Origin of the sequence: Pseudomonas sp. DTU12.1, assembly GCF_009873475.1 — a bacterium.
GTDB classification, from domain to species: Bacteria; Pseudomonadota; Gammaproteobacteria; order Pseudomonadales; family Pseudomonadaceae; genus Aquipseudomonas; species Aquipseudomonas proteolytica.
Genome location: NZ_CP045254.1, coordinates 4,461,627 through 4,473,517, shown reverse-complemented (window position 1 = coordinate 4,473,517; position 11,891 = coordinate 4,461,627). Strand labels below are relative to the sequence as shown.

The 11,891-nt window shown below is 56.8% G+C and carries 9 protein-coding genes and 1 tRNA gene; 4 read left to right on the top strand and 6 right to left on the bottom strand.

Features of this window, described 5'->3' with window-relative positions; all coding sequences use genetic code 11:
- Window positions 1-195: 195 nt before the first annotated feature.
- Window positions 196-1,005, bottom strand: a complete 810-nt coding sequence (locus tag GDV60_RS19625) for a cytochrome c (protein WP_159908515.1) — start codon at window positions 1,003-1,005, stop codon at window positions 196-198.
- A gap of 687 nt (window positions 1,006-1,692) precedes the next feature.
- Here GDV60_RS19625 and GDV60_RS19620 point away from each other — a divergent pair.
- From GDV60_RS19620 to GDV60_RS19610, 3 genes are all read left to right on the top strand, one after another.
- Window positions 1,693-2,898, top strand: coding sequence for an acetyl-CoA C-acetyltransferase (locus GDV60_RS19620; protein ID WP_159908513.1), 1,206 nt, complete (start codon window positions 1,693-1,695; stop codon window positions 2,896-2,898).
- Between the two features lie 16 nt (window positions 2,899-2,914).
- Window positions 2,915-5,059 carry a 3-hydroxyacyl-CoA dehydrogenase NAD-binding domain-containing protein gene (locus GDV60_RS19615; RefSeq protein ID WP_159908511.1) on the top strand — a complete coding sequence of 715 codons (2,145 nt, stop codon included), beginning with the start codon at window positions 2,915-2,917 and terminating at the stop codon, window positions 5,057-5,059.
- 186 nt (window positions 5,060-5,245) lie between these two features.
- On the top strand, window positions 5,246-5,968 hold the full coding sequence (locus tag GDV60_RS19610; RefSeq protein ID WP_029299627.1) for an amidotransferase: 723 nt from the start codon (window positions 5,246-5,248) through the stop codon (window positions 5,966-5,968).
- Window positions 5,969-5,992: 24 nt separating this feature from the next.
- On the opposite strand, the gene GDV60_RS19605 is transcribed toward GDV60_RS19610, so the two are convergent.
- The 3 genes from GDV60_RS19605 to GDV60_RS19595 form a co-directional block, all read right to left on the bottom strand.
- A complete protein-coding gene (locus tag GDV60_RS19605; RefSeq protein ID WP_029299625.1) occupies window positions 5,993-6,964 on the bottom strand; it encodes a magnesium and cobalt transport protein CorA in 972 nt (323 codons plus the stop codon).
- A gap of 90 nt (window positions 6,965-7,054) precedes the next feature.
- Window positions 7,055-7,777 carry a 1-acylglycerol-3-phosphate O-acyltransferase gene (locus GDV60_RS19600; protein ID WP_029299623.1) on the bottom strand — a complete coding sequence of 241 codons (723 nt, stop codon included), beginning with the start codon at window positions 7,775-7,777 and terminating at the stop codon, window positions 7,055-7,057.
- Window positions 7,778-7,993: 216 nt separating this feature from the next.
- The gene (locus GDV60_RS19595; protein WP_029299621.1) at window positions 7,994-8,683 is read right to left on the bottom strand and encodes a crotonase/enoyl-CoA hydratase family protein; all 690 of its coding nucleotides are present in this window, start codon (window positions 8,681-8,683) and stop codon (window positions 7,994-7,996) included.
- A 333-nt stretch (window positions 8,684-9,016) separates the two neighbouring features.
- Between GDV60_RS19595 and GDV60_RS19590 the strand changes: the two genes are divergently transcribed.
- Window positions 9,017-9,106: transfer RNA gene (locus tag GDV60_RS19590), tRNA-Ser, on the top strand.
- Between the two features lie 195 nt (window positions 9,107-9,301).
- Here GDV60_RS19590 and GDV60_RS19585 read toward each other — a convergent pair.
- Window positions 9,302-10,480 (bottom strand): hypothetical protein, encoded by a 1,179-nt coding sequence (locus tag GDV60_RS19585; RefSeq protein WP_159908509.1) that lies wholly within the window; start codon window positions 10,478-10,480, stop codon window positions 9,302-9,304.
- Between the two features lie 222 nt (window positions 10,481-10,702).
- On the bottom strand, window positions 10,703-11,866 hold the full coding sequence (locus tag GDV60_RS19580) for an Arm DNA-binding domain-containing protein (RefSeq protein WP_159908507.1): 1,164 nt from the start codon (window positions 11,864-11,866) through the stop codon (window positions 10,703-10,705).
- Window positions 11,867-11,891 lie beyond the last annotated feature (25 nt).

The window sequence follows — 11,891 nt, the reverse complement described above, 5'->3', positions numbered from 1 at the left end:
GGACATCGGTATTTACACAACTTTCAGACACTGACGAACTCCCCTGTGGCGAGCGGGCTCGCCCCGCGCTGGGCTGCGAAGCAGCCCCAAAACCAGCCGCTACGGAGTATCTGATACACCGCATCTCCCGCCCGCCACAACAGCCCTCTCTGCCAGGATTTATGCGCTGCGGCAAAATTGTGTAGATGCCGATGCCTACAGGGACGTGTCGGTTTTGCGAGCGGCCATATGCTTCAAATACCCCACCAGCAGGTCCAGTTCGGCATCAGGCAACACGCTGGCGGCAAACGCCGGCATCTTCGCCTGCGGCCAATGCCTCAGGCTCTGGGGATCGCGGATATAACGCTTGAGGAAGTCGCTGCCGAAGTACTCGGTCGGGCTGTAGGGCACATTCAGGTCCGGTCCTACCTGCGCGTCCCCCGCGCCATTTAGACGATGGCAGGCCAGGCAGTTTTTCTGAAACAGGGCGAACCCCTGGTTGATCGGATCATCCGCCGCTAAAGCCGGGTCGGGCAGCAGCGCCGGGAAGCGTTCGGCAACGGTTTTCAGTTGTTTGATCGTCGAGATCTGGAAGGGCCATTGTTCCGGGCTGATCCCGCTCGCCTGGGGCTGGGTCCACACCAGATAGAACGGGCCGGCGCTGGGCTTGCCATTGGCCAAGGGTGGCCAGGGCCGGGCTGGATCTTCAACCGCCAGCCACGCCTGCGCGCCGCTTTGCGCAAGCAGCGGCGCGGCGGCCAGTTCGGCGGCAAAACCATCGAGCGCCACCGCCTGCACATGGTTCTGCACGGTCAGGCCCGGTAAGAGTGCGGCCATCGGTACGGCGCGATAGGTCATATTGCGCTTGTAGGAAACGTCATCGACGATCTGCACGGTCTGCGCAGCCGGATGCTTGAGCAGCTCGGCGGTGTGCCAGGTGGTGCGGCTGTGATCCAGCTCGATGGTTAACTCGGCGGCGCTGGCGGGGCCGACCAGGACCAGTAGTAGCACAATGATTTGTTTCAAGGCGCAGCCCATGTGGCAATGGCGATACGGGCTACGATAGCGGAAAACCGCCGCTCAACTGTATGCAAAAAAAGACAGCCCCAGCCACGGGAGCGCTTTACGCGGTTGCCCGGGCGGTGCTGCCAAAGGCTGCAATGTCGAGGTGTGACCTGCCTGCTCAGCCAATGATCTTGGTGAGATTGGGCAAAATCAGAATCAGAGTAGTGGCGAAGAGAATTAGCCCCGCCTGGCGAACTTTCGATTGTTTGAACATGGCTGACTGCCTTTTGTTGTTATTCCTGAGCGTCAAATGCGCCGATGCAAGCACCATCCATTCGTTACGTTAAGCCGACTAGATGGCATTTTTCTTACAGCTGCTCCAGCAAGACCCGGCAGCAGCTTCATACACTTCTTACTGATTCAACCTTAGAGCCCATGTGCGGCGTGGCTTAGATCGCTTTCATATCAAGTTATATTTAAATCCTTTTAAAAAGGTATGAGGCATATAGCCATCTTCGCGCCAGGCCCTTGGCTAGACAGCTAAAACGATTAACCCGGTGTTTCCGACAGTCCGCTACCGTTCGTCTGAGCGCGGTCGTCAAGGTCAATGAGCGCATTGGTCATTGAATCTGCCCTCGTGGCGCTTAAGGTAAGGGCACGGTCGGCTCTCGCCTTGAGAGCTCCATTGCACAGTGGTTCGAGGACGTCATGACCCAAGCTTTGATCTTTGATGCGATACGCACGCCCCGGGGCAAAGGCAAGGCCGATGGCGCGTTGCATAGCGTCAAGCCGGTGAACCTGGTGGCCGGCTTGCTCACCGCTCTGCAGCAGCGCAGCGACCTGGATACCCGCCAAGTGGATGACATCGTGCTTGGCTGCGTTACGCCCGTTGGGGACCAGGGCGCGGATATCGCCAAGACCGCTGCGCTGGTGGCTGATTGGGATGTGAGCGTCGCCGGTGTGCAGGTCAACCGCTTCTGCGCGTCGGGCCTGGAGGCGGTCAACCTCGGCGCGATGAAGGTGCGCTCCGGCTTCGAGGACTTGGTGGTGGTGGGCGGTGTCGAGTCCATGTCGCGCGTGCCCATGGGCAGCGACGGCGGGGCCTGGGTGTTGGACCCGCAGACCAATATGCACAGCCACTTCACACCCCAGGGGATCGGCGCCGACCTGATCGCCACCCTGGAGGGTTTCACCCGCGAAGATGTCGATGCTTTCGCCTTGCACTCCCAGCAGAAAGCGGCACGGGCCAGATCAGACGGTTCCTTCAAGAAATCCCTGGTTCCAGTGCAGGACCAGAACGGTATCGTGCTGCTGGAGCACGACGAATTCATCCGTGGCGATTCGACCCTCGAAGGGTTGGGCAAGCTCAAGCCCAGCTTCGAAATGATGGGCCAGATGGGCTTCGATGCCACTGCCCTGCGGGTCTACAGCCATGTCGAGCGCATCCACCATGTGCACACACCGGGTAACAGCTCCGGAATTGTCGATGGCGCGGCCTTGATGTTGATCGGCTCCGAAGCCCGGGGCCGCGAACTGGGCCTGCAACCGCGGGCGCGCATTGTCGCCACGGCGGTGACCAGCACCGACCCGACCATCATGCTCACCGGCCCAGCGCCCGCCACCCGCAAGGCCCTGGCCAAGGCCGGCCTGCGAGTCGAGGACATTGACCTATTTGAAGTCAATGAGGCCTTTGCCTCGGTGGTGCTCAAGTTCATCAAGGACATGGGCATCGACGCCGCCTGCGTCAACGTCAATGGCGGTTCGATTGCCATGGGCCACCCGCTGGGGGCCACGGGCTGCGCGATCCTCGGCACCTTGCTCGATGAACTGGAGGTGCGCCAGCAGCGCTACGGCCTGGCCACGCTCTGTGTGGGCGGCGGCATGGGTATCGCGACCATTATCGAACGCCTCTGAGCCTAAGGAATCTGTCATGACCGATGCCATTCGTTACGAAAAAGGCCAGGACCAGATCGTGGTGCTGACCCTCGACATGCCTGGCCAGAGTGCCAACACCATGAACGCGGCCTACCGCGAGGCCATGGCCGCCACTGTTGCGCGGCTGGAGGCTGATAAGGATGAGATCGCCGGGGTCATCATCACCTCGGCGAAAAAAACCTTCTTTGCCGGCGGCGACCTCAATGAACTGATCAAAGTCGACAAGCCGCACGCCAAGGCGTTCTACGACATGGTCCTGGGCCTGAAGGCGCAATTGCGCAGCCTGGAAACCCTCGGCAAACCGGTGGTGGCCGCGATCAACGGCGCAGCCCTCGGCGGTGGCTGGGAGCTGTGCCTGGCGTGCCAGCATCGGGTGGCGCTGGATCATCCTGGCGTACAGATCGGCTTGCCGGAAGTGACCCTCGGTCTGCTGCCGGGCGGCGGCGGAGTAGTGCGCATGGTGCGCATGCTGGGCCTGGAGAAGGCCTTGCCGTATTTGCTCGAAGGCAAGAAGGTCAGCGCGCAAAAGGCCTTGCAAGCGGGCTTGATCGACGAGTTGGCGGCAGACCGTGATGAGCTGCTGGCCAAATCCCGGGCCTGGATCCTGGCCAATCCTGCGGCCAGGCAACCTTGGGATATCAAGGGCCACCAGATCCCCGGCGGCACGCCGTCCAACCCAAAAGTTGCGCAGATGCTTGCCATTGCACCGTCGATCCTGCGCAGCAAAACCAATGGTTGCTTCCCAGCGCCGGAGAAAATCCTCTGTGCCGCCGTGGAAGGCGCCCAAGTGGACTTCGACACCGCGCACCTGATCGAGAGCCGCTACTTCACCGAACTCACCACCGGCCAGGTGGCGAAGAACATGATCGGCACCTTCTGGTTCCAGCTTAACCAGATCAACGCCGGTGGCTCACGGCCTGCGGGGTTTGCGCCGTATGTCACGCGCAAGGTCGGCATCCTCGGTGCCGGCATGATGGGCGCAGGGATTGCCTACACCAGCGCATCGGCGGGGGTGGACGTGGTGCTCAAGGATGTGACGCTGGCGGCGGCAGAGAAGGGCAAGGCCCATTCGGCGGCGCTACTGGACAAGAAAGTCAGCCGTGGGCAACTGACGGCTGAGCAGCGCGACAGCACCCTGGCGCGGATCCATCCGACAGACAGCGACGCTGACCTGGCCGGTTGCGACCTGATCATCGAAGCGGTATTCGAAGACCGCGACCTCAAGGCCAAGGTCTCGGCGGCGGCCCAGCGTGTGGTAGGGGGCGAGGCGGTGATTGCTTCCAATACCTCCACCTTGCCCATCAGCGGCCTGGCGAGCGCGGTGCCTGATCAAGGCAAGTTTATTGGCCTGCACTTCTTCAGCCCGGTGGAAAAAATGCCCCTGGTGGAAATCATCAAGGGCGCCAATACCAGCGATGAAACCCTGGCCCGCGGTTTTGATTTCGTACTGCAAATCAAGAAAACCCCGATTGTAGTGAATGACAGCCGTGGCTTCTTCACCTCGCGGGTTTTCGGTACCTTCACCAACGAAGGCATCACCTTGCTTGGCGAAGGCGTGGCTGCGCCGATGATCGAGACTGAAGCGCGCAAGGCCGGGATGCCGATTGGCCCGCTGGCAATCTCTGACGAAGTTTCCCTCAGCCTGATGAGCCATATCCGCCAGCAGACAGCCAAGGATCTGCAGGCCGAAGGCAAGGCACTGCCCGAGCATCCGGCCTTTGCGGTGATCGACCTGTTGCTCAATGAGTACAAGCGCCCAGGCAAGGCGGCGGGTGGTGGCTTCTACGAGTACCCCAGTGGTGGCCAGAAATACCTGTGGCCGGAGCTCAAGGTGCGCTTTGAAAAACCCGGCCAGCAGATTTCGGCGCAGGACGTGCGCGACCGCCTGCTGTTTATCCAGGCTATCGAAACGGTGCGGTGTGTGGAGGAGGGCGTATTGATGTCCACCGCCGATGCCAACATCGGTTCGATCTTCGGCATCGGCTTTGCCGCCTGGACCGGCGGGGCGTTGCAGTTTATCAACCAGTACGGGCTGAACGACTTCGTGGCGCGGGCGCGTTACCTGGCCGAGCAATACGGCGAGCGGTTCAACCCGCCGGCCTTGCTGCTGGAAAAGGCCGCCCAAGGCACCACGTTCTAGCCACACACTGATCCCCGTAGGAGCCGGCTTGCCGGCGATGGCGACCTTGAATTCCACGTTGAACTCAAGGGCCTCATCGCCGGCAAGCCGGTTCCTACAGGGCGTGGTTGGGGCTTGCCTTGAAAGGGTATTTCAGGGCAGGCTGGTGGGTGTGCGTTATTCCCATCACCGTGTCAGGTATTTTTTATGTCGCTACGCGTCTGCATTCTGGAAACCGATATCCTGCGTCCGGAACTGGTCGATCAATATCAAGGTTACGGGCAGATGTTCCAGCGCCTGTTTTCACAGCAGCCGATTGCCGCCGAGTTCATCGTCTACAACGTGATGCAAGGTGACTACCCGGCTGACAGCGAAGTGTTCGACGCCTACCTGGTGACGGGCAGCAAGGCGGACTCCTTCGCCACCGACCCGTGGATTGAAACCCTCAAGGCCTACCTGCTGAACCGCTACGAGCGGGGCGACAAGCTGCTCGGCATCTGCTTCGGCCATCAACTGCTGGCGCTGCTGCTGGGCGGCAAGAGCGAGCGCGCGAGCCAGGGCTGGGGCGTGGGCACCCACAACTATCAACTGGCCGCCAAGGCCCCGTGGATGAGCCCGGTGGTGGAAGAACTGACCCTGTTGATCAGCCATCAGGACCAGGTTACGGCCTTGCCGGAAAACGCCACGGTGATTGCCTCCAGCGATTTCTGCCCGTTTGCCGCTTATCACATCAATGACCAGGTGCTGTGCTTCCAGGGGCATCCGGAGTTTATCCACGACTACTCCCGGGCCTTGCTCGATATTCGCCAGCTCAACCTCGGCGAGCAGATCTATCAGCAAGGCGTCGCCAGCCTTGCCCGCGACCACCACGGCGTCACCGTGGCGGAATGGATGATGCGCTTTGTGGCCCACAAGCCGCAGGTTGCCTGACCCTGCCCGGCCGGGGTGGGCAGGCTACAGCCACCCCGAACGCTTGAAGCTGGCCCACAACCCTGTGCACCCCACCGCGATAAATCCCAATACCGCAAAATAGCCGTAGTGCCATTGCAGCTCCGGCATGTTCTGGAAGTTCATCCCATAGATCCCGGCCACTGCCGTGGGGAACGCGAGGATCGCCGCCCAGGCCGCAAACTTGCGCTGCACCACGCTCTGGCGCGAGGCTTCGAGCAGCACGCCGATCTCGATGGTCTGGCTGGCGATGTCACGCAGGGTCGAAAGGTCTTCCATCTGCCGTGTGACGTGGATCTCTACATCGCGGAAGTACGGGCGCATGTTCTTGTCGATGAACGGGAAGCTCAGCTTCTGCAGTTCCTCGCTGATCTCTACCATCGGCGCCACGTGCCGGCGCAGCCGCAATACATCGCGGCGCAGGCCATGCAGGTTCTGGATATCGCGCTCATTGAGGGAGTTGCACAACACGTTGTGCTCCAGCGCATCGATCTCGGCGTGAATCGCCTCGCTCACGGGCTGGTAGTTTTCGGTGACAAAATCCAACAGCGCATAGAGTACGAAATCTTCCCCATGCTCCAGCAAGAGCGGCCGTGCCTCACAGCGCTGGCGCACATAGCCATAGGACGCCGAGTGGCCGTTGCGGGCGGTGATGATATAGCCGTTGCCGGCGAAGATATGGGTCTCGATAAACTCCAGCTTGCCCTCGTGGCGCACCGGCGAGTAGGTCACGATAAACAGCGCGTCGCCAAAGGTCTCCAGCTTCGGCCGGCTGTGTTTTTCCAGGGCGTCTTCGATGGCCAGTTCATGCAGGTTGAACTGGCGTTGCAGGTTGGCCAGCTCCTGGGCGTCGGGCTCTTCCAGGCCGATCCACACAAAGTGGCCGGGCTTGGCCGCCCAGGCGGCGCCTTCATCGAGGGTGATATCCCTGACTTTTTTCCCGGCGCTATAGACGGCCGCCGCAACAACTCTACCCATAATGCTGATCGCTTCTTTACAAGTGGCAGTAACCGGCCAGCTTAGCCTGAAACACCACATTGTAGGAGCCGGCTTGCCAGCTCCTACGATTCAGCGGTTTTGCAATTCTCGATCCATGGCTTCAATACACTCGACCATCTGCCCCCGGCACTTCTCCATCAGCCCGGGCATGTCATCCATCGTCAAACCAGTCGTAGGAATTGGCGCCAATGACCGGATCAAAATATCGCCACTGTTCCAGCGATTGAGCTTCATCTGCTTCACATAGGTACTGACGCACACCGGCACAATCGGCACCCCGGCGGCAATCGCCATCTGGAACGCGCCCTTCTTGAACGGCAACAAAGATTCACCCAGGTTGCGGGTGCCCTCCGGAAACACCCAGATCGACGTGTCCTCGTGTTGCAGGGTATGAGTGGTGGACAACATCGACCTTCGCGCCTTCTGGGCATTGCCACGGTCAATCAACACATTGCCCGCCAGCCAGAACAGTTGCCCGAACAGCGGCACCCACTTCAGGCTTTTTTTGCCGATACACACGGTGCGGTAGGGCACTACGTTGCCGAACACGAACAAATCGTAGTTGGACTGGTGGTTGGCAATAATCACGCAACTGCTGGGCTTGTTGCGCAGCGAGTCCACTTGCGCCTTGACCCGCAGCCGCAGGATCCACATGGCCGGCAGTGCATAGAGGCGCGCGCACAAGCGGCTGTTATCCGGGTTGAACGGCCGGCACACACCCAGCAACACCCCAAGAACACCAGCGATCAGAAAATGCAGGCCCATCAATAACATGCGTAAAAAATAGAGCATCGACACGGACCATCGGGACAAAAGGTGGCGCAGTGTACGGACGTGCACTGTATTCGGCAATTACCCCTGTAGAGGTAGGAGATGGGCGATGTTTAAGTACATGTTTCAACAGATTGAGACAGATGCCATCTAGAGCGGTTGCAAGGCAATTCTGAATGGCACGTAAGAAAAAGCCCGACACGTGGTCGGGCTTTATTTGATACAGCCGTGGGTGACTCAGCCCAGATGTTCCTGGTCCTGGATGATCGCGTTATCCAGCAGGTCCAACAGGCCTTTACGCACCTTCAGCTTGGTGTGCTTGTGAGCGTTCATATTGATCTTCTTCAACTGCCGCGCTGCTTCCAGGGCCGCCGCGTGCAACTCCTCTGGCGCTACCACCTTGTCGAGGAAACCGGCATTCAATGCCTCCTGCGGGGTGAACATCTCGGCATTGATCACCGAACGATTAAACGCCGACTTACGCAGGCGATCACGTGCCAATTCAATGCCAGCGTGGTGCATGGTCATGCCGATCATGACTTCATTCAGGCCAATGCTAAATGGCCCCTCGACACCAATCCGGTAATCGGCCGACAACAACAGGAACGCCCCCTTGGCCACCGCATGCCCTGGGCACGCCACAATCACCGGGAAGGGGTGCGACAACAGACGGCGCGCCAGGGTCGAGCCCGACGTCACCAGGCTGACCGCTTCTTTAGGGCCGGCCGTCATCACCTTCAAATCATAACCACCGGACAGAATCCCCGGCGTACCGGTGATGATCACCACCGCGCGATCCTTCTCGGCCTGGTCCAGCGCTTCATTAAACGCACTGACCACGGCAGGGGAAATGGCATTGACCTTACCGTTGCTCAAGGTCAGGGTCGCGATACCGTCTTCGAGGTGGTAGGCAATCAACTCACTCATGACGCGATTCCTTGTAATACGTTTAATAGAAGGGCAGGCCGCAGACGTTACCCAGCATGACCGCCCCGGTAAAGCGCCGTGACTGACTGGCCAGTCAGCCTTTTCCCCACCCGCCGGCCTGGAGCAGGCCACGACAGCGCTCGCCAGCCACTCTGCATGCCTGTCGACAGGCCTTGAGAATGGCACAATCGTCACCCTTCACCCCCTACCAGAGGCGCGTGGGCCGAGATAACCGTCTAAGCGCATGAAAATTCTGAAAAAAACCTTTGCCATCGGAAAAGCTTTCGACTACATTAGCGCGCCTCGACAGACTGAATCAGTTTGACGAGATACGGTGAAGTGTCCGAGTGGCTTAAGGAGCACGCCTGGAAAGTGTGTATACAGGAAACTGTATCGAGAGTTCGAATCTCTCCTTCACCGCCACATTCTGAAAACGCAAGCCCCTGATTTTCTTAGAGAAGATCGGGGGTTTGTGGTTTTTGGCGTCTGAAAACCGGCCTTATGGGACAGATCTAGAATCTGGAGGGTGGGTTTTGGTCGTGCTTTTTTATAAAGACAAGTCGGTCGCTATTTAGGCGCGCCGGCGGGTGGAGGACCCTCGCCGGTTTGTTTAAAATATTACTCACTCTGCTGTAGGACGTTACTATGCGTCCGAGACGTCTGCAGTTTTTGAAATTTTACTAATTTCATGATTTCTGATGTTTCAAATACATACTGACGGTATCTCTCCCCGAATTGTAAAATCCCAAAACTTGCTCCGAAGTGTCGAAGCTTTAAGATCTTAGGTGAAATTTCGTCCCATGTTGTTATGATTTCTTTGGCATATTCTTTATATTCTCGTCTTTCTAATAAACCTCTTATCACTATGTCAGTAATTGAGGTGCTTGCGTCAGTGTGTACAAAGTGCCAAAACATCGCACCCATATCTGCTGCTTGCTTTGTAAGAGAGATTATATCAACCCTGCTTATCGTAACCCCTAAAACTTTCTTAGTCATGTCGAAGAATTCGTAAAATTGAGTAGCGGCGCACTCAAGTCGAAAAATTGCGTCCGGGTGAGTGCCGATGGGAGTAGAATTGGCTAGCGACACACGCCCACCATTGAATCGGTAAAAAATACATGCGAGACTGCAAATGATTAAATAATAGCATCCAATTAATGCTTGACGATCATCATTTTTCCCTACTAGCTTTTCATCTGTAAAATGTCTTGCTAGCTCAACTAGACACATCACTGTCGCCTCACAGTCAGCAGCAAGTTCAGTCGCATGTGAGATTTTTGAAGCTTGACCCGACAGTGGTTTTTCAGTGCTTGATTCAAGTTCTTGAATTAAACTTTCTGCCACGCTCGTATTTCTTTCCTCCCTGACAAACCCGTGCTCTTGAGTCAAATGACCTAGTTCATGGAAGTAGACCCACGTGATTGCGGCAAAAAACATATTGTTAATGCAATCATCCTTATTGAAGATTTTTGGGATTAATGGGTGCGGCATTGTGCCATTCGGCATTTTTTTCAAGAGATTCAAAAATCTAATATCTCGAGCAAATTCGTAGAAAGCCTCAACGTCGCGGTATATTTGACGGGCCATCTCATATGTGATTACGATTTTATGAATAGGTGCTCCACCGAGAGTGGTTTCAGAAATTGCCCACGCGTTAAATTTTTTTTCCTCTGACCAGCAAAGTGTGATGGAGCCTTTCAAGTTGTTATAATGAGTTCTTTGTATATCACTTGTCAGGGTGCTGAATACTTCGCCAGCCAGCATGTATATTTCTATGTCGGTTTTTGAAGATTGCATGTCTAAATTAGTTCCTTGTGATTTAACATGGCGTTACGTTCGTTTTAGTTGATTTGTCGATCTTGGCGAGTATTTCTGTTGTGTCCAGTTGTCTTTTTCTGGCTGGTGGCGAAGCAGTTATTTAAAACGTTGCATGATCATACTTGCATAGGGTTATAGTCGTGGTGTGTATGTTTTTTTTTTTTGATAAATTTTCGTTCGCCCAACGCAGCGTGTTCAATTTTATAGTTTAAGGGCTAACTGCAGCATTCCTACTACATCCGGGCCATCCTCGTTTATCCATGTCCCATAATGCTGACGAATCATATTCCCGTTAGTATGTCCCATCTGCTCGGCTATCCAGTCGATCGAGGCTACACCGGTGGTCAGCAATTGACTAGCATATGTGTGCCTGCACTGACCGGGCCCGCGATAGCGTACGCCGGCCGTGAGTAAATGAGCTTTGAAGAATCTGTCGCGAACCACGAAATCGTTGGCGTGCGGCAGGCCGCTTTTCGTATTCAGGAAGACAAAATGCAGCTTGTGTTTCCGCACCGTCTTGTTGTCGCGCTCAACGATATCGACCGTTTCCGCTTTTCGGTTCCTGTTGAGCGCATCGATCTTCTGCAGTGCATACCAGGCGGGAGCGAGTAGTCGAACTTTGCGCGTCGAACGCCGAGTTTTCGTGACCCGGTAAGCCCCGCGCACCTTGGACCGGCGGAACGTCACTGTGCCCTGTTCCAGATCGACATCCTCCCAAGCCAAGGCGATGGTTTCGGATAGCCGAGGTCCAGCCCATATCATGAATTCAACCATTAATAGTTCTTGTGTACGACTGGTGTGGGTTTCCAGGATCTGTTTGATTTCGGCCCTTGTGAACGGGTCGGGTGCTTCGGGATCAGTTAGGCGCACCATCAAACCTTCGGTTGGGTCGTGCGCGACTTTCATCCTAGTGCGATACAGCCTAAACACCTGGCGCACGTTGCTGATGATGTCGCGAATGGTCTTGTTCTTGAGTGTTTTAGACAGTGTTCCCTGAATCCACTCCTGCAGGTCTAGGTGGTCGATATTGTGGATCTGTACCTTTCCCCAGCGCGGCCGTACGTGAACCTCCGCTTTGTTGGCATAGCCCCGATAGCTGGAGGCCGCGACGCTGTTGGCTTTGATCTTTAACCACAGGTCCAGGTAATGGCCGAATGTGTTTTCCACCAACTTGACCGAGTTGGGAAAGTGTCGTGCGTAGTCGAATGTACCGGCCTGAATTTCGTATTCGATGATTTCGACCATGCGTTTAGCTTGGGCCACGTTGGCCGGTGTGTTGCCCCCCGGGATGGCTTCCCGGCATTTTTCCCCGTTGTATTGAAAATAGATTCTCACGGATTTCCCGCGAGCTTCGACCCCACTCATGTAAACCCCTAACGCTGTGCTCGTA

Bases quoted from the DNA above. Each gene is read 5' to 3' on its own strand.
- GDV60_RS19620 (WP_159908513.1), top strand. From the start codon at position 1,693: ATGACCCAAGCTTTGATCTTTGATGCGATACGCACGCCCCGGGGCAAA.
- GDV60_RS19615 (WP_159908511.1), top strand. From the start codon at position 2,915: ATGACCGATGCCATTCGTTACGAAAAAGGCCAGGACCAGATCGTGGTG.
- GDV60_RS19610 (WP_029299627.1), top strand. From the start codon at position 5,246: ATGTCGCTACGCGTCTGCATTCTGGAAACCGATATCCTGCGTCCGGAA.
- GDV60_RS19605 (WP_029299625.1), bottom strand. From the start codon at position 6,964: ATGGGTAGAGTTGTTGCGGCGGCCGTCTATAGCGCCGGGAAAAAAGTC.
- GDV60_RS19600 (WP_029299623.1), bottom strand. From the start codon at position 7,777: ATGCTCTATTTTTTACGCATGTTATTGATGGGCCTGCATTTTCTGATC.
- GDV60_RS19595 (WP_029299621.1), bottom strand. From the start codon at position 8,683: ATGAGTGAGTTGATTGCCTACCACCTCGAAGACGGTATCGCGACCCTG.
- GDV60_RS19585 (WP_159908509.1), bottom strand. From the start codon at position 10,480: ATGCAATCTTCAAAAACCGACATAGAAATATACATGCTGGCTGGCGAA.
- GDV60_RS19580 (WP_159908507.1), bottom strand. From the start codon at position 11,866: ATGAGTGGGGTCGAAGCTCGCGGGAAATCCGTGAGAATCTATTTTCAA.